Here is a 16797-nt window from a genome sequence, read left to right on the forward strand (position 1 = left end):
TTGAACAGTGAACAAGTTTGTAATCAAAGCAATATTTATTCTTCTATTTAGCAACAGAAGCACAGTAATTGAAACTACTGTGCTTCTGTTTTTTAGTTCAATACATACTATGCAACCTCTCATATTCATGTGGGGGGAGCATCTACAGAAGATTTTATAGATAATTGACATAACTATGTAACAAAATATCCCGAGGTTTATATTGATTATTCTAATTGCTGTAATAAAATGATGTTATATCTTGTTAAGTTATAACATTCAGGAGGAAACTATGCTTTCAGAGAGACAACAACTTATACGTGACATGATTCTATATAGACACAATTTGAAAATCTCAGAATTAAGTCAAACACTTGAGGTATCAGAGATGACAATACATCGAGATATAAAACCTCTGATTGAAGAAGGGCTTATTATGAAGACATATGGTGGGATTACACTTATAAGGGATCAATCTATACATCGTGTTGAGGAAGACGAGTGTGTGTATTGTCATCGTAAGTGTGATGATCGATTGGTTTACAGGATAATTCTTTTAAATGGAGAACGTGAAAATGCTTGTTGCAGCCATTGTGGAATACTGCGGCATCGACAGTTAGGTGATGAGGTAGCACAAGCAATTTGTACCGATTTTTTAACAGGGACAACGATTAGCGCTCATCTAGCTTGGTTTGTTTTAGACACTACTGTCCATATTCGTTGTTGTTACCCACAAGTGTTGGTATTTGAGACTAAAGAATATGCAGAGAACTTTGTAAAAGGATTCGGAGGTAAAGTCCTTACATTTTCCGAAATAATGAAATCATTTCCTCAACACCTTAAATTGTCCTGTAAGAACAGTTGAAGAGGGGAATTTAAATGAATGAGGTACTTCTTCAGATACATGTGTGGTTAAGTCAGTTAGCCAATTTAGTAGCAGAACCAATTTATACATTAGCACTAAAACTAGATGTATGGGGAATGAAGGCTTTCTTATTAGGGTTGGTTGGGGCAACTGCACCATGTCAACTTACATCTAATTCTACTGCTGTTGCTTTGATTACATATGAGACTGAAAAAAATAAAAGGTGGTTGAATGTAGGGAGTTATATTACAGGCAAATCTTTAGTGTACATATTGTTAGGCATAATGTCTGTATTCATCGGTAGTACAGTTGCTGATATTCCTTTCATTGGAACAATGTTTTTCCGTAAATTATTTGGCCTTACTCTTATTCTAATTGGATTAGCTCTCCTTGGAAATATTTCAGTACATTCCTCTGCATCACAACGTATCTTCCAAAAAGTCCAAAAAGGATTGAAATTGAAAAATACATCTCTTTCTTTTGGGTTGGCTATGGGTTTTTTATTCTGTCCTACGTTGTTTTGGTTATTTTTTGTCTTGTTATTGCCGACAGGAAATGGAGAATTTAATTTGATAGGTCCCATTTTTTTTGCAATTGGAACAGCAATGCCACTCATTTTATATGTGATACTACTGACTATTAGTGAACGGTTATTAAATCCAATGAAGAAGACTTTGTATTCATTCCATAATGTATCAAGGAATATTTCTGCAATCTTCTTTATATTGTCAGGATTATTCGAAACTTTAAATGCTTGGATAGGATAGAAGGGAATTTGTTTATGATATATATATTTAGTTTTAGTATTATTTTTTTGTTAACCGGTTACGTCATTTTTTCTACCTATCGTGCCAAATCGTTCTTATCAGAAATGACTGCTATGATGATTGCAATGGCTGTTTCTATGATGGCTAGCATAGTAGTAGGAACCATATTAGGAGTAATATTAGTAGGGAAAATGACTGTCCCAGTAATCTCCTCAGTACTTTTTGGCATGATAATTGGATATGTTATTGGGCGTCCCTTTAGTTTATTGGCTTCATTAGATGGACTATTAGCAGGTATCATGGGCGGCATGATGGGTGCAATGTTGGGGGTAATGGTTTTTTCTCAAGATCCTGTCGTTATGATGATATTTGTGGATGCAATTTTTATCATTGTCATGATTCTTATATTGAAATTAATTAGACAAGAAGTTAAGGGAACAGATACAATAACGGTAATATCAAATAAAAATAAATGGAGTAAAGTTATTTTTTGTGTAATTGCCGTATTATTAGTTGTTTCTGTTGTATTCTTTAAACCCATTTCTCATTACTTCAGAGATCTTTTGGGTGATACAACTCCGGTTTCAGACGATTCTTCTACAAAAATAAATGAAGTAAAAGCAGAGCAAAAAGACGGTTATCAGGAAGCCGTCATAATGGTAGAGCCATTTGGATATACACCTGAGAATGTAAAAGTAAAAGCTGGAATCCCAGTTCAACTTCATTTTCAAAAGAGTTTTTCAGGTGGATGCTTATCATACTTAATAATAGAGGATTTCCAAATAGAAAAAGATCTTGATAAAGGTGATAACTTGGTCGAATTCACACCAGAAAAACCGGGTATATATACGTTTCATTGTGGAATGAATATGTATTTTGGAAAGATAATAGTTGAATAATGGATAACAACGAAACAAAGCACAGCCATTAAGAGTCTGTGCTTTGTTTTAGTTTCACCTTTAAAATTTCTTTACTTATGTAGATTTAAAAAATAAGTATCGTGGGGTTTTATTCTTATACGAGAGATATTCTACTTTAAGCATATTCTCTAAGTGTTTTTCTTCTTGAAGAATAAGGTTATGAATTGAAACTATATTTAGTAAACAAATAATTAATGTAACTAAGTTAGGGAATGTCAAAAATAGACCTATAAACATTAAATTGAATCCAACAAATGCAGGATTTCGACTATATTTGTATAAACCATTGGTGATTAGCGAGGTTTTTGTTTCTTTATCTATACCAACTCTCCAAGAGGTTTTCATTGTTATCATTGATAAAATAAAAAACAGTAAACCAATGGTAATTGTCATTAATCCAAAGTAATGCATAACCTCATTGGTGAATAGTTTAGGTAAAATATTATCAATCGAATTATCAAATATTGACTCTAAAAGCCATGCAATTCCCCATACGAAAGTTGAAATTTTAACAAACATTTCGGAAGAATCGACGGATGTCCCCTTATTTCCTTTTCCTAACACATTTGCTTTTATCCCTGATTTCTTATTTAGAATAACTAGCTTTAATGAATAGGAAAATAAAAACAAAGCAAACAGAATCAATGAAAAAACATTTACCAGTTCCATTTTTATCTCTTCTTTCTATAATGAATTAAGTGCTATTTTAAGAAAGTAAAGTACTAGAAATAAAAAGATGGACTTTCATATAAAAAGCCCATCTATTGAATAAAGTGCGTTAATTCATTCTTTAACACGCATTAAACGTAAGCTGTTTAATGCTACTAACAATGTTGCTCCCATATCTGAGACAATGGCAATCCAAAGTGTTAGCCAACCTGGAATAACTAATAGTAATGCAGCTAGTTTAATTAAAATGGCAAATGCTATATTTGCCTTGATAATATTTAAGGCCTTACGACTTAGCTTTATTGTAAACGGTAATTTCCGTAGATCATCTGCCATTAAAGCAACATCTGCAGTCTCTAATGCAGTGTCTGTACCAGCACCACCCATGGCGATACCGACTGTAGAAGCTGCTAAAGCAGGAGCATCGTTGACACCATCACCGACCATCGCAACATTGCCATAGTCTTTTCGAAGTTGTTTTATATAGGAAAGTTTGTCTTCAGGCATTAATTCAGCTTGAATTTCAGAAACCCCTACATGATGACCAATTGCATTCGCAGTCCCTTTATTATCACCAGTTAACATGATTGTTTTCTTAACACCCATGTTATGCAATTTCTCAATAATTTCTTGGCTAGATTCACGTACCTCATCAGCTACGGCAATGATTGCTTGAATCTCTTTTTCAGTTCCTAATATCATGGCAGTTTTGCCTTCATTTTGTAACTTAAGGATGTTTCCTTCTAAATTCTCTGGAATAGGTACATTTAACTCTTGGAACAATTTTGGGCTACCGATGTAATACAAAGTACCATCTACTTCACCTTTTATTCCTTTGCCAGTAATGGCTGCGAAAGCATCAACGTTGATATTTTTGAATGAAACATTTTCTTCTTCGGCTCTTTTAATAATCGCAGAAGCTAAAGGGTGCTGAGATCGATATTCTAAAGCCGTAATTATGGCTAGAATCTTTTTTGAATCTTTTTGGGTATTCATTACATCAAAGTTTGTAACCACTGGAACACCTTTTGTAAGCGTACCTGTTTTATCAAAAGCAATTGCCTTAAGCGAACCCATTTCCTCTAAATAAATGCCACCTTTAATTAAAACCCCTTTTTTAGCAGCATTACCTATAGCTGAAACAATTGAAATTGGTGTTGAAATAACAAGCGCACATGGACATCCAACTACAAGTACTGATAAACCTTGATAAACCCAAGTTTCCCAACTACCATCGAAGAACAGTGGGGGAACAATTACTACAAGCCCTGCAATGACCATGATAATTGGTGTATAATATTTCGCAAATTTATCAACAAATGCTTGTGAAGGAGCGCGTTCACCTTGAGCTTCTTCAACTAGATGTATAATTTTTGAAATCGTTGTATCTTCAACGTATTTTGTAATTTTAACTTCTAATAAACCCTCTTCATTTAGTGTTCCAGCGAATACCTCATCATCTACTGTTTTTGAAACTGGTACTGATTCCCCTGTAATAGCTGCTTGGTTGACTGCAGAAAGACCGCTAACCACGATGCCATCCATTGCAATTTTTTGCCCAGGTATAACAATCATAATATCGCCAATCTCTATATCATCTACGTGTACCATGATTTCTTGACCATTTCGACGAATTAAAGCTTCTTTTGGTGCAATATCCATTAATGAGCGAATTGATTGACGTGCTTTATCCATTGAATAACGCTCTAAAGCTTCACTAATAGCGAATAGGATAACAACTATGGATGCTTCTGCCCATTCTCCTATAAATGCAGCACCAATGACAGCTACCGTCATTAATGTTTTCATGTCAAAATCAAAGCGAGTTAAATTTTTGAAACCAACTTTGAATAGATTGAAACCACCGATTACAATTGAAGCTATAAATAATAGGGAGGTAATAAGATTTTCTTCACCGTTTACGTATTGAGATAGATAACCGAATACGATAAATAAGCTTGCGTATAAAAGTGTGCTATGTTTTTTGTAAAATGGTACTTTCTTTTCAACTTGCCCCTCACTATTGTCAGAAGATGGAGCTTTAGATCTGTATGAAGGTGTATCCATTGATACTTTTAAATTTTCAAAAGCTCCAGCTTTTTCAAGTTCCGCAATAGTTGTTTCGCCAGTTACGGAAATTTTAGAAGCACCGAAGTTTACTTTTGCATCTTGAACCCCTGGAAGCTCTTTTACATTACGTTCAAATTTACCTGCACAGTTTGCACACGAGAAGCCTTCAATTCTATAGGTAGTATCTGTTTGGGGTGGAGTAACACGTTTTTGTTTTTCTGGCGTTACTTTTAAGTTTTCGAAAGCTCCAGCCTTTTCTAACTCCTCCACGGTCGCATCGCCTGTAACTGATATTTTAGATGCCCCAAAGTTCACCTTTGCATCTTGAACACCAGGTATTTCTTTTACATTACGTTCAAATTTACTTGCACAGTTGGCACAAGAGAAACCGTTCACGCGGAATACCTGTTTTTCCTCAGTCATTAATTTCACCTTCTTTATGTTCTTCAAATGCAACACTGATTAAATTCTTAAAATATGGGTCATGAATAGCGTAATAAACCAATTTCCCTTCTTTACGATATTCAGCTAATCCTAAATTTCGTAGTAAACGCAAATGGTGCGACGCAGTTGCTGTTGTTGACCCAATAATATTAGCGATATCGCAAACACATAATTCATCTTCTAGTGTTAGCGCATAGGCAATTTTTACACGTGTATCATCCGAAAGTGCTTTAAAAACTTTAGCAACATCCATTGATTTTTTTTCTTTTAACTTGTCTTGAACATAGTTTACTTTATCCTCATGAATACAGGTGATTTCACATATTTCTTTCATATATTTTCCTCCAGTTATCATTCAAACGTTCAAACGATTATTTGATTGTTTTTATAATAAACTTAAACATTCAAATAGTCAAACAGTTATTTGAATGTTTTATTTATTTAATGCAATTTATTATTTTTGACCAGAAAAGTATATGCAAAAGCCTAAGCTTGAAAAAAGTTAATTTTTTTGGATATGTATGGAAAAAGAAATGTAGATCATTAAATTAGAGGTTAGCTATTGAATATAATAATTATTAGTTTGAATAATAGTTGCAAATTGCAAATAAAATTGCTATATATATTTATTAAGGATAGAATATTTTTGTGTTTTACTTAGTTTTATTAATTACAGCTATTATTTTTAATGAATTTATATTTGCAAAATGCAAATAATGAAGGGGGATAAAAAATGAAAGGGATTCTTGATACAATCGTTATTGGGGGAGGGCAGGCTGGACTTGCAGCAGGCTATCATTTACTGAAAAAAGGTCTACGATTTTTAATATTAGAAGAAAGTAATCAGATCGGGGGTTCTTGGCCAAATTATTATGACAGTCTTAAATTGTTTTCTCCAGCAGGGTTTTCCTCTATGCCCGGCATGAAGTTTCCTGGAAACCAGAATCTCTATCCGAAAAGGGATGAAGTTATTCGATACTTACAAGATTATAAAAAAAAGTTCCAATTACCTGTTTTAATTAATCAGAGAGTAGATATGATTGAGAAAAATAACATAGGTTTTATTGTTCGAACTGTCACAGGCGATAAATTTCAAGTTAGAACAATCATAAATGCTACAGGCTCATTTAATAATCCTTTTATTCCTAACATTCAAGGAAGAGAAGTCTTTCAAGGGAAAACACTTCACTCTTCAGAATATCGAAATCCACAGCCATATCACAACCAAAGGGTAATCGTAATCGGAGGAGGTAATTCGGCTGTGCAAATTGCTGTTGAATTGTCTAAGGTTAGCCAAACTACTCTTTCAGTACGACAGCCAATAAAATTTGTAAAACAACGTCTACTTGGACGGGACATACACTATTGGTTGAAGGTATTTGGTTTTGATACCTTTCCTTTCTGGCGCTTTGGAAAAACGGCACCCAGATCAAATGCTGTGAATGATATAGGAGGATATAAAGATCGAATTAGTAAGGGGAGTCCGGAACAACGTTTAATGTTTACTTCTTTTTATGAAGATGGAGTTATTTGGCCGGACGGAGAAAGGGAGCCTGTAGATACCATTATCTATGCCACAGGATACAGACCACATTTACCCTATATGAAATTACTTGGTGCATTAGATGGGGAAGGAATGCCTTTACAAAAGGCAGGTATTAGCAGTATCCCTGGATTATATTTTGTGGGACTAGAAGGACAACGATCATTTGCATCTGCAACTTTAAGAGGTGTGGGAGAAGATGCCGAGTATGTTGTGAAAAAGTTACTTCACCACATGAAAAGTAGAAACTTTTGAAGTAGGAAAAACATCTTCAAAAAAAGTTAAATATATTTTAGTTGTATTTTGCAAATAAATAATATATATGTCTTTATAGGAGATGATTAAATGGAAAATAAACGTGAACTTTTTCAAGTTTTAACTCAAAAGTTTGCTCTACTAAATAAAACATGTTGTACTGTAGGATCAATTGACATCACACCAATACAGAGCCATATTCTATATGAGATCGACAAACAAAATAATCCTTCTATGCAACAAATAGCAGAGGCAATAGGTATGGATATTACTACATTTAGTAGACAGATTCAAACTCTTATTAAGATGAATCTTGTCAAAAAAACTCCTCTAACATCAGATAAAAGAGTGTACATTTTGTCATTAACTGTGGAGGGTACATTTCTCGCTACTACAATTGATGAAATGATAAACAATTATTTAAATGAAGTTTTTTCACATTTGAATGACTTCGAAAAAGAAACTGTTTTACGTTCAATTGAACTCTTAAATAAAGCTATGGCTAAATCAAATTTGTGTTGTACACCTTCTCCATAACTCGTTACTAAAGAAAAATTAATGGAGATAAATTAATCTTTTAAAGCGTACGTTTAGGTAACTGAACGTACGCTTTTTACAAAGTATAAAAATTTTTTTAAAATGGGTAAATATCTGTTGCAATTCAAAACATTAAATCATAATATAAGAATATAGTTATATACTGATTATGTCACCTTCTTACGAGGTGATTTTATTTAAAATAATATATAAGAAAACAGTTATATAAGGAGTGCAGATAAATGGAAAACACACTAATTGAAAAACAACTAAAAGCAGCAGCGGATTTGAATCGCATTAAATTACTTGCATGCATGAAAAACGGGGAGGTATGTGTATGTGATTTTGTGGATGTGCTAGGAATATCACAACCAGCCGTTAGTCAACATCTACGAAAATTAAAGGAGGCAGGCATTATTACGGAACGGAAAGTAGGGACTTGGAAACATTACCGTTTAGTAGAGAATCAAACGCCACTGATGAAGGGCATTTTAGAACAAATTCAGCCTTTAAAGGGGTGCAATTGTGAAACCGATTGCTGCCATGTAGGGGGAAATATAAATGAGTAATGAATCTTTAACAAAACAGCTTTCTTTTCTAGATCGTTACCTTACCCTTTGGATATTCGTTGCGATGGGAATAGGTGTTGTATTAAGTATCACCATGCCTAATGTTGGGGAAGCGTTAGAGTCCATGTCTATTGGAACAACGTCCATACCGATTGCTATAGGGTTAATTGTCATGATGTATCCACCATTAGCGAAAGTAAAGTATGAAGAAATGTGGCGAGTGTTTAAGGATTGGAAAGTGCTATTACTATCACTTTTACAAAACTGGTTACTCGGCCCGTTCCTCATGTTCTTTTTAGCGATTATCTTCTTACAAGATTACCCAGAATATATGGCTGGACTCATTATGATTGGCTTAGCTCGATGTATTGCCATGGTGATTGTGTGGAATGATTTAGCGCGTGGAGATCGTGAATATGTAGCTGGTTTAGTTGCCTTTAACTCCATTTTTCAAATTGTGACGTATTCAATTTTTGCTTACTTTTTCTTAAATGTATTACCTGGTTGGTTTGGTTTAGAGAATTTCAATGTATCCATTTCTATGTGGGAGATTACAAAGAGCGTTCTAATTTACTTAGGGATACCATTTGCAGCAGGATTCCTCACACGATGGATAGGAATTAAAGCAAAAGGAAAACAGTGGTATGAAGAAAAGTTCTTACCGAAAATTTCACCACTTACTTTAATTGCACTGCTGTTCACGATTGTGTTGATGTTTGCTTTAAAGGGTGAGCAATTAGTAGAACTGCCACTTGATGTAGTGCGAATTGCTATTCCATTATTTATTTACTTTGTGATCATGTTTGCTGTGTCATTCTTCTCTTCCCGTAAAGTAGGTGCATCTTATCCTGTCACAGCAGCTCTTTCTTTTACAGCTGCAAGCAACAACTTCGAGTTAGCAATTGCTGTTGCAGTGGGTGTGTTTGGCTTGCATAGTGGCGTGGCATTTGCCGCTGTTATTGGACCACTAGTGGAAGTACCAGTCCTCATTGGACTTGTATGGGTTGCCTTACGTTGGCAGAAAAAATACTTTAAAACCATTAAATTATAAGGAGCAATTACTATGACAAATACACTTTATTTCTTATGTACAGGAAACTCATGTCGAAGTCAGATGGCTGAAGGATGGGCAAAGAAATTACTACCTACCAATTGGACAGTTAAAAGTGCTGGTATTGAAGCACATGGCGTAAATCCGAATGCTACTAAAGCGATGGCGGAGGTAGGGGTTGATATTTCAAATCATACATCCGATTTAATTGATTTTGAGACATTAAACAATGCAACATTAGTTGTCACTTTATGTGGGGATGCAGCTGATAAATGCCCAATGACACCTCCTCACGTTCGTCGTGAGCATTGGGGATTTGAAGATCCAGCGAAAGCGACAGGTACTGATGAAGAGAAGTGGGCTGTATTCCAAAATGTTCGTGATGCAATTGGTAAACGCATTGAACAATTTGTAGCTGAGGAGCTGAAATAAATTGAAAAAAATTCATATCTATGAGCCAGCAATGTGCTGTTCTACAGGCTTATGTGGACCTTCTATAGACCCAGAATTATTGCGAATGTCATTTATTATGAATAATTTAAAGAAAACAAACATAGAAGCTGAAAGATTTAATCTTACAAACGAGCCAAATGCTTTTGTAGAAAACGAAGCAATCAATCAACTATTAGTGTCAGAAGGAATGGATGCCTTACCTGCAACGTTTGTGGATGGAGAATTACTTTGCAAAGGAATCTATCCAACAAATGAACAATTTTCACAGTGGTCAGGACTTTCAGAAGACGAATTACTACAAAAGCCAAAAGTACGCTTGTCACTAAAAGGAGATGCGTAAGATGGAACGCTTTACAAGAATTCATTTCCCTGACACCCCATTCCTGTTTTTCACGGGGAAAGGGGGCGTTGGGAAAACATCGGTTGCTTGTAGCCTATCAATAGCCATTGCAAGGGAAGGGAAAAAGGTACTTTTAATTAGTACAGACCCCGCATCCAACTTACAAGATATTTTTGGCCAAACGCTTTCTAATAGTCCAACAAAAATTGAAGGCATAGACAATTTATTTGCGATAAATTTGGACCCTGAACAGGCAGCACAACATTACAAAGAGCAAATGGTTGGTCCGTACCGTGGAAAACTACCTGAAGTGGTATTACAAAATATGGAGGAACAACTTTCTGGTGCTTGCACAGTAGAAATTGCTGCCTTTAATGAATTTGCTTCACTATTGACTGATACTTCAGTGATTGGGAATTTTGACACTGTGGTGTTTGATACAGCCCCTACAGGGCATACGTTACGATTATTACAGTTGCCTTCTGCATGGTCTACGTTTCTAGACGATAACACGACTGGCACTTCATGTTTAGGTCCTTTAAAAGGGCTAGAACCACAACGTGAAGTCTATAAAGAGGCAGTTGAACGTTTAAAGAATGCTAATCAAACAACGTTAATGTTAGTGACACGCCCAGAAGAAAATCCTTTAAAGGAAGCTGCACGTGCTTCTCACGAATTGTTTGAAATAGGCATTCAAAATCAGACTCTACTAATTAATGGATATATGAGCAATGCCAATTCTACTGATGATATCGAAGAGGCTTTCATTGCGCGTCAAGCTGATGCAATAGCAAGAATTCCTGAAGAACTAAATCAATTTGAGCATTTCTACTTACCTTTTGTACCGTACTCATTATCAAGTATTGAGCGTATGCAAGCATGGATGACTGACAAAGAAGTTATACATGCAGATGAATCAAATGAAGAAACTAAGATTCCTGAGATAGAAGAAATGATTGCAGATTATTTAGAACGTAAACCGAAACTCATTTTTACGATGGGGAAAGGTGGGGTTGGAAAAACAACTGTGGCTTCTTATATTGCATTACGATTAGCAGAAGAGGATACTCATGTACATTTAACTACAACAGATCCCGCCGCACACCTCGATTGGACATTCGGAGATGACAACGTTAATAATTTAACGATCAGTCGTATTGATCCAAAAGCAGAAGTGGCAAACTATGAAGCAGAAGTGCTTGCAAAGGCAAGTGAAACGATGAATGAGGAAGGTTTAGCATTTGTGAAAGAGGATTTGGCTTCTCCTTGTACAGAGGAAATAGCTGTATTCAAAGCATTTGCTAACGTTGTAGAAAATCATCAAGATGAAGTCATTATTATTGATACCGCACCAACAGGGCATACGTTGCTTTTACTAGACGCAACAGAAGCTTATCATCGGGAAATAAGCCGTTCACAAGGGGATATTCCTCCAGCTGTTTCTAACCTGTTACCAAGGTTGCGTGATGCCTCTTATACGAGTGTTGCCATTGTAACTCTTCCTGAAGCAACACCTGTTTATGAAGCTTCGCGCTTACAAGAAGATTTACACCGTGCTGGATTATCTGTTGATTGGTGGGTTGTTAATCAAACGTTTTCATCTATCTATACAACAAGTCCAACATTAATTCAAAAACAACAAGCTGAAACGAAATGGCTAAAAGAAGTTAGATCCATCAGCAATAATCAATTTGTGGCCATTCCATGGGTAAAAACGCCACCGGTTGGAACACAAGGCTTACATGAATTAAAAGGAGAGAAAATCAAATGAAAATGAGTCTAGAAGGTAAAAATTATTTAGAACAGGTATTAGCTGATTCAGAGGTTAAAACGCTTCGTTTCTTTGGTATTGCAGGCTGCTGTGGGGTTAATTTAGGTGTAGGCTTAGAAGCACCAGCAGAAGAAGATGCAATTCAAACAATTGAAGGTATCGAAGTCGCAATTCATCCTGATATTGCACCGCAATTAACAGATGTTACGATCCATGCAGAAGAAGAGAATGGTGAGCTAGGTTTAGTATTAGTTGGATACTCACCGACATCTTGCTAACAAGTGATCCTAAATATACTGTCTGTCGTAGCAATTATTCAATCCGTTGAATGGAGGATGCAATAATGACAGTAAACCATGCTAGCGAATTAACTAAAGATTATTTTATCGCTTATTTAAAGTTAATAATGAATAGTAGAGAATACACATTGATACAGGCTAAAGAGTTTGCTTTTGATTTCTTCTTTAAAGGAGATATGGATCGTTACGGCACTTCTACATGGTTGCAATTTGAAAAAGCTATAAAAGAAATTGATAAAATCATGTGTGAAATGGAAGTGTGTTCATAACTATCACAAAAGCTTAAATAAATTACGTCTAGCTTACTGCTAGACGTAAAAAATATATTTTATATAAGGGAATGCTTATATAAAGAAAAAAGAGGAGAAGTTTATATGAAAACACTAAAAGTAATCAATCAAAATCAATCTTGTTGTACTCCTGTTCAGGACATTGAAGTCCAAGAGACTGTTAATAATTCCAATAAGAATTTACCGATTGTCATAATTGGTGCAGGTCCTATCGGGTTAGCTACTGCTGCTCATTTAGTAGAGCAAAACCAGTCATTTATTTTACTTGAAGCTGGCAATGAAATAGCACACAATATTCGTACTTGGGGGCATGTCACATTATTTTCTCCATGGCGTTATAACATCAATAGAGCTGCTAAATCATTATTAGAGGGGTCTGATTGGGTAGAACCTAACTTAGAAACAATACCTACAGGGCATGAGTTAATTGATCTTTATTTAAAACCTTTGGCAGAGTTAACACAAATAAAACCTAGTATCCGATTGAACTCAAAAGTAGTAGGTATTTCAAGACAATTAAATGATAAAATGAAATCAAAAAATCGATTAAATCAGTTCTTTAATATATATGTTGAAAAAGAGGATGACATCGATATTATTGAGGCAAAAGCAGTTATCGATGCAACGGGTACATGGGGGAACCCAAACCCAGCAAATTCTACAGGTGTTTGGCTGAAAAATGAGAAAGTATTAGCAGATCACATTGAGTATGGTATTCCAGATATAAATACGAATCCTAAGAGATATGCAAATAAGAAGGTTGCTGTCATTGGTGGTGGTCATTCAGCGATCAATACCTTATTAGCTTTGGCTGAATTACAAAAAGATAATCCTTCAACAAAGCTTGTGTGGATTATGCGTAAAAGATCTGTAGAAGAAGCCTATGGCGGGGAGGAAAAAGATGCGTTGGCAGCACGTGGCGCACTCGGTATTCGCATCCATGAATTAGTAGATACAGGAAAGATTGAGGTAGTAACACCTTTCTATATTTCACAGGTGAAAAAAGAAGAGAATATCCATATTGTAGGTACTATTAATGGAGAACAAAAAGTACTTACAGGATTCGATGAACTTATTGTTAATGCAGGAAATCGACCTGATTTTACCATGAACAATGAACTGCGTTTATCTATTGATACAGCAACAGAAAGTGTGCAAGCATTAGCGCCACTAATTGATCCTAATGAGCATAGTTGTGGCACAGTCAGAGCGCATGGTGAAGAAATACTACGCCAACCTGAAAAGGACTTCTATATAGTCGGAGCTAAAAGTTATGGACGCGCACCAACATTTTTAATGGCAACCGGCTACGAACAGGTTCGTTCAATAACAGCTTATTTATCAGGAGATGAAGAAGCGTCGAAACGTGTTGAATTAGAATTACCAGAAACAGGCGTATGTAGTATTAATCTTGTCAATCAATCAAATACATGTTGCTAATTGGGGGGATATGTTTTGTTAAATCAGTTATTTATAGTGGGAGTATATATATTAATTATCTTAATGTTATCATATATTACACATGAATATCTGGAAAATAAGTTTAGTAAGCAATGTTATTTAATATGGTTGATTTGTGTTTTTTTAACTGGACCTATAGCATTCACCATATATATTATTTGGGATAAGAAAAACAACATACCTAATACAAATGTAAAATAGGTAAGTCTAATGTGGAGAATTCTATAAAGTTTAATTAATTGACTGTTAGTGAAAGCTAGCAGTCTTTTTAAAATACTAAGGGAAATGGGATGGACAAACTTATGGAACAGATTTGGGATGACAGACATCATTACTAATTGAAATATACTTTAGGTAGCGTTTTTACTTATGAAAAAAGCTTTACTGAAAAAACATTGTAATAAATAAGAGGAGTAAGGATATGATAGGTTATTTTCCAACGCCATATGAAGATGAACTATATTACAGTATAATAGCTCGTTATCACATTCATGTAGGTAACTTGAGTAGAAAACATACAAATAAAGAACTATTTGGAAAGAAGGTAAATATTAATTTAGAATTACCAATGGGACTCGCTCATTTAGTATCCCAAATCAATATATTCTCGAAAGAATTTACTAAAGAGTATTTTATTAACCAGCATACAGTGATACCGTTTGTAAAACCCTTTAAAAGTGAAGAATGGAATGAGAAAATTTATAAAAGTGATTTTAAAAATTTATATATTTTTTTATTTAGTTACAGTAAATACAATGTAAAAAACAAGAAATATTTATATTATTGTGCAGAATGCTTAAAGGAACAGCTTAAGTCAAATGGTGAAGGATTTTGGAACAGGATTCATCAAATTCCAGGGATTTTTGTTTGTACTAGGCATAAGACTCCGTTATTAGAGTATTCGTTAAAAATATCCGAGATGGGCTTTATAAATTATTTAATTCCAACAATTGAAGATATTAGAGAACCACTTAGGAGCTATAGTGAGGAACTAATGAAATATTTGATCGATCTAGCAGAGGACGTTGAATACATTATTAGAATGAATTACAAATCGTTTTCTGAAGAGTATTATATTAGCAAATATGTAGATTTATTAGGTAAGAAAGGGTTTGCATATCCCATTAAAAAGCGAAGAGAATACTTACAAAAGTTAATAATTGAATATTATCCAACAGATTTTCTAGAGTTATTAGATTCATTTTTCAAGATAAGTGACAAGTTTTCTTGGGTTCCTAGTTTAATAAATATTGAAGAAAATAGGTCGTTACATCCGATAAGACACTTATTATTAATGAGATTATTAAGTGGATCAGCCAAAAATTATTTTGAAAAGGAGAACTCATTTAAACCTTTTGGTGAAGGACCTTGGGTTTGTATGAACCCGTTTTGCAAGAATTATTTAAAAGAGAATATAAAAAATGTGAATGTTAGAGTAAATAATTCAGATAGGAAAATTCAAGGTATCATAAAGTGTAATTGCGGTTTTGAGTACATAATTAAGGAAGGGGAAAAATCTCCTTTTGATATAAGGGATTTCCATAGAAGAATAGTAAAGCGAGGCCGAGTATGGGAACTTAATTTTAATGAATTACTTAAACAAGATCTAACACTGAACAAAATAGCGGAATTAGCAAATATATCTAGGGATACAGTAATAAGGATTAAGAATAGGGGGCATCTTTCTTCAGTTCAATTAAAAAACAAAGAAGGATTAATGAACAAACAAAAATTAAAAACGGAGTACTACAAAGAGGAATTTCTAAAAATCCGAAAAGAAAATCCAGAATATTCACGCTCTGACTTAGGTAAAGCATATACTAAAATATACGGATGGCTTTTACAATATGATAAAGAATGGTTAATTCGCAATTCTCCTTACTTGAGGAGTACTGGTAATAGAGAAAAAATAGATTACTTAGAGAGAGATAAAGAATTACTAAGCAAAGCAAAATTAATAATAGATAGTTGGTCAGAACATGAAGGAAATTTAAAGAGATTGGTTAGGAAAAGTAGGACAGGGATAATAAATTTACTTGATGTCAAAGCAAGTTATAGTTTGTTCAGTGGAAAATACCCACTTACTACTAAGTATATCAATTCGAATATAGAGACGGTTGAGGATTTTCGGCATAGAAGAATAAAAATTGTTATGGATACCAAATATAAAGACGAGATTGTAACAAAAAATATGGTTATTGAAGCAGCTAATCTTAAAAACTATATTAGAATTAATATAGAGAAACGAGAAAAATTACTAAAATATATAGAGGATTTAGTAACTATCCATAATAACAAATTCTTATAGAATAAAGCTGTGAAGAAACATATTTAAACTATAATGTAAGTACATAATTTTCGTATTGGTATACAACTTTTTTGTAACAGTTTATTGCAAAATAAGTTAATTTGATGAAAATAAGTATACGACTTTATTGTCATTTTAAAGATAAGAAAGACACAAGAATGCGGGTTTGAACATTTGTTAGTATACAACTTTATTGAAACTCTTCA

Annotated in this window: 17 protein-coding genes; 14 read left to right on the forward strand and 3 right to left on the reverse strand. The window is 34.3% G+C overall.

What is annotated here, in order from left to right:
- Nucleotides 1–271 precede the first annotated feature (271 nt).
- From RT445_RS01400 to RT445_RS01410, 3 genes are read left to right on the forward strand one after another with little or no spacing between them, the layout of a single operon-like run.
- The gene (locus RT445_RS01400; RefSeq protein WP_009374044.1) at nucleotides 272–844 is read left to right on the forward strand and encodes a DeoR family transcriptional regulator; all 573 of its coding nucleotides are present in this window, start codon (nucleotides 272–274) and stop codon (nucleotides 842–844) included.
- Between the two features lie 14 nt (nucleotides 845–858).
- Nucleotides 859–1611 carry an urease accessory protein UreH domain-containing protein gene (locus tag RT445_RS01405; RefSeq protein ID WP_009374042.1) on the forward strand — a complete coding sequence of 251 codons (753 nt, stop codon included), beginning with the start codon at nucleotides 859–861 and terminating at the stop codon, nucleotides 1609–1611.
- A 14-nt stretch (nucleotides 1612–1625) separates the two neighbouring features.
- Nucleotides 1626–2510, forward strand: a complete 885-nt coding sequence (locus RT445_RS01410; protein ID WP_009374041.1) for a cupredoxin domain-containing protein — start codon at nucleotides 1626–1628, stop codon at nucleotides 2508–2510.
- A gap of 75 nt (nucleotides 2511–2585) precedes the next feature.
- On the opposite strand, the gene RT445_RS01415 is transcribed toward RT445_RS01410, so the two are convergent.
- The 3 genes from RT445_RS01415 to RT445_RS01425 all read right to left on the reverse strand — a co-directional run bounded on the left by RT445_RS01415 (nucleotide 2586) and on the right by RT445_RS01425 (nucleotide 6048).
- The gene (locus RT445_RS01415) at nucleotides 2586–3200 is read right to left on the reverse strand and encodes a methyltransferase family protein (RefSeq protein WP_009374040.1); all 615 of its coding nucleotides are present in this window, start codon (nucleotides 3198–3200) and stop codon (nucleotides 2586–2588) included.
- 114 nt (nucleotides 3201–3314) lie between these two features.
- Nucleotides 3315–5693, reverse strand: a complete 2379-nt coding sequence (locus tag RT445_RS01420) for a heavy metal translocating P-type ATPase (protein ID WP_009374038.1) — start codon at nucleotides 5691–5693, stop codon at nucleotides 3315–3317.
- Nucleotides 5686–6048: an ArsR/SmtB family transcription factor gene (locus RT445_RS01425; RefSeq protein ID WP_009374036.1), complete on the reverse strand. Its 363-nt coding sequence runs from the start codon at nucleotides 6046–6048 to the stop codon at nucleotides 5686–5688. Before RT445_RS01425 ends, RT445_RS01420 begins: the two co-directional genes overlap by 8 nt.
- A 399-nt stretch (nucleotides 6049–6447) precedes the next feature.
- Here RT445_RS01425 and RT445_RS01430 point away from each other — a divergent pair, with 399 nt between their 5' ends.
- The 11 genes from RT445_RS01430 to RT445_RS01480 all read left to right on the forward strand — a co-directional run bounded on the left by RT445_RS01430 (nucleotide 6448) and on the right by RT445_RS01480 (nucleotide 16591).
- A complete protein-coding gene (locus RT445_RS01430) occupies nucleotides 6448–7512 on the forward strand; it encodes a flavin-containing monooxygenase (RefSeq protein ID WP_009374035.1) in 1065 nt (354 codons plus the stop codon).
- Between the two features lie 90 nt (nucleotides 7513–7602).
- A complete protein-coding gene (locus RT445_RS01435; protein WP_009374034.1) occupies nucleotides 7603–8049 on the forward strand; it encodes a MarR family winged helix-turn-helix transcriptional regulator in 447 nt (148 codons plus the stop codon).
- A gap of 242 nt (nucleotides 8050–8291) precedes the next feature.
- Nucleotides 8292–8618: an ArsR/SmtB family transcription factor gene (locus RT445_RS01440; protein ID WP_036079775.1), complete on the forward strand. Its 327-nt coding sequence runs from the start codon at nucleotides 8292–8294 to the stop codon at nucleotides 8616–8618.
- Nucleotides 8611–9669, forward strand: coding sequence for an ACR3 family arsenite efflux transporter (gene arsB, locus RT445_RS01445; RefSeq protein ID WP_016993623.1), 1059 nt, complete (start codon nucleotides 8611–8613; stop codon nucleotides 9667–9669). Before RT445_RS01440 ends, arsB begins: the two co-directional genes overlap by 8 nt.
- Nucleotides 9670–9681: 12 nt before the next feature.
- Nucleotides 9682–10101: an arsenate reductase (thioredoxin) gene (arsC, locus tag RT445_RS01450; RefSeq protein WP_016993624.1), complete on the forward strand. Its 420-nt coding sequence runs from the start codon at nucleotides 9682–9684 to the stop codon at nucleotides 10099–10101.
- A gap of 1 nt (nucleotide 10102) precedes the next feature.
- Nucleotides 10103–10462, forward strand: a complete 360-nt coding sequence (gene arsD / locus RT445_RS01455) for an arsenite efflux transporter metallochaperone ArsD (protein ID WP_009370518.1) — start codon at nucleotides 10103–10105, stop codon at nucleotides 10460–10462.
- A gap of 1 nt (nucleotide 10463) precedes the next feature.
- The gene (arsA, locus tag RT445_RS01460; protein ID WP_009370516.1) at nucleotides 10464–12233 is read left to right on the forward strand and encodes an arsenical pump-driving ATPase; all 1770 of its coding nucleotides are present in this window, start codon (nucleotides 10464–10466) and stop codon (nucleotides 12231–12233) included.
- On the forward strand, nucleotides 12230–12511 hold the full coding sequence (locus RT445_RS01465) for a HesB-like domain-containing protein (RefSeq protein ID WP_009370515.1): 282 nt from the start codon (nucleotides 12230–12232) through the stop codon (nucleotides 12509–12511). Before arsA ends, RT445_RS01465 begins: the two co-directional genes overlap by 4 nt.
- A 65-nt stretch (nucleotides 12512–12576) precedes the next feature.
- Nucleotides 12577–12801 carry a hypothetical protein gene (locus RT445_RS01470; protein ID WP_009370514.1) on the forward strand — a complete coding sequence of 75 codons (225 nt, stop codon included), beginning with the start codon at nucleotides 12577–12579 and terminating at the stop codon, nucleotides 12799–12801.
- A 105-nt stretch (nucleotides 12802–12906) separates the two neighbouring features.
- The gene (locus RT445_RS01475; RefSeq protein ID WP_009370513.1) at nucleotides 12907–14262 is read left to right on the forward strand and encodes an FAD-dependent oxidoreductase; all 1356 of its coding nucleotides are present in this window, start codon (nucleotides 12907–12909) and stop codon (nucleotides 14260–14262) included.
- Between the two features lie 442 nt (nucleotides 14263–14704).
- Nucleotides 14705–16591, forward strand: coding sequence for a TnsD family Tn7-like transposition protein (locus RT445_RS01480; protein ID WP_009370511.1), 1887 nt, complete (start codon nucleotides 14705–14707; stop codon nucleotides 16589–16591).
- Nucleotides 16592–16797: the final 206 nt, after the last annotated feature.

The organism is Lysinibacillus sp. (assembly GCF_032093475.1).
In the GTDB taxonomy this organism is placed as follows: Bacteria; Bacillota; Bacilli; order Bacillales_A; family Planococcaceae; genus Lysinibacillus; species Lysinibacillus irui.

What these genes read in the sequence shown, in the direction of transcription:
- RT445_RS01400 (WP_009374044.1), top strand. Translation starts at nt 272, where the DNA reads ATGCTTTCAGAGAGACAACAACTTATACGTGACATGATTCTATATAGA.
- RT445_RS01405 (WP_009374042.1), top strand. Translation starts at nt 859, where the DNA reads ATGAATGAGGTACTTCTTCAGATACATGTGTGGTTAAGTCAGTTAGCC.
- RT445_RS01410 (WP_009374041.1), top strand. Translation starts at nt 1,626, where the DNA reads ATGATATATATATTTAGTTTTAGTATTATTTTTTTGTTAACCGGTTAC.
- RT445_RS01415 (WP_009374040.1), bottom strand. Translation starts at nt 3,200, where the DNA reads ATGGAACTGGTAAATGTTTTTTCATTGATTCTGTTTGCTTTGTTTTTA.
- RT445_RS01420 (WP_009374038.1), bottom strand. Translation starts at nt 5,693, where the DNA reads ATGACTGAGGAAAAACAGGTATTCCGCGTGAACGGTTTCTCTTGTGCC.
- RT445_RS01425 (WP_009374036.1), bottom strand. Translation starts at nt 6,048, where the DNA reads ATGAAAGAAATATGTGAAATCACCTGTATTCATGAGGATAAAGTAAAC.
- RT445_RS01430 (WP_009374035.1), top strand. Translation starts at nt 6,448, where the DNA reads ATGAAAGGGATTCTTGATACAATCGTTATTGGGGGAGGGCAGGCTGGA.
- RT445_RS01435 (WP_009374034.1), top strand. Translation starts at nt 7,603, where the DNA reads ATGGAAAATAAACGTGAACTTTTTCAAGTTTTAACTCAAAAGTTTGCT.
- RT445_RS01440 (WP_036079775.1), top strand. Translation starts at nt 8,292, where the DNA reads ATGGAAAACACACTAATTGAAAAACAACTAAAAGCAGCAGCGGATTTG.
- arsB (WP_016993623.1), top strand. Translation starts at nt 8,611, where the DNA reads ATGAGTAATGAATCTTTAACAAAACAGCTTTCTTTTCTAGATCGTTAC.
- arsC (WP_016993624.1), top strand. Translation starts at nt 9,682, where the DNA reads ATGACAAATACACTTTATTTCTTATGTACAGGAAACTCATGTCGAAGT.
- arsA (WP_009370516.1), top strand. Translation starts at nt 10,464, where the DNA reads ATGGAACGCTTTACAAGAATTCATTTCCCTGACACCCCATTCCTGTTT.
- RT445_RS01465 (WP_009370515.1), top strand. Translation starts at nt 12,230, where the DNA reads ATGAAAATGAGTCTAGAAGGTAAAAATTATTTAGAACAGGTATTAGCT.
- RT445_RS01470 (WP_009370514.1), top strand. Translation starts at nt 12,577, where the DNA reads ATGACAGTAAACCATGCTAGCGAATTAACTAAAGATTATTTTATCGCT.
- RT445_RS01475 (WP_009370513.1), top strand. Translation starts at nt 12,907, where the DNA reads ATGAAAACACTAAAAGTAATCAATCAAAATCAATCTTGTTGTACTCCT.
- RT445_RS01480 (WP_009370511.1), top strand. Translation starts at nt 14,705, where the DNA reads ATGATAGGTTATTTTCCAACGCCATATGAAGATGAACTATATTACAGT.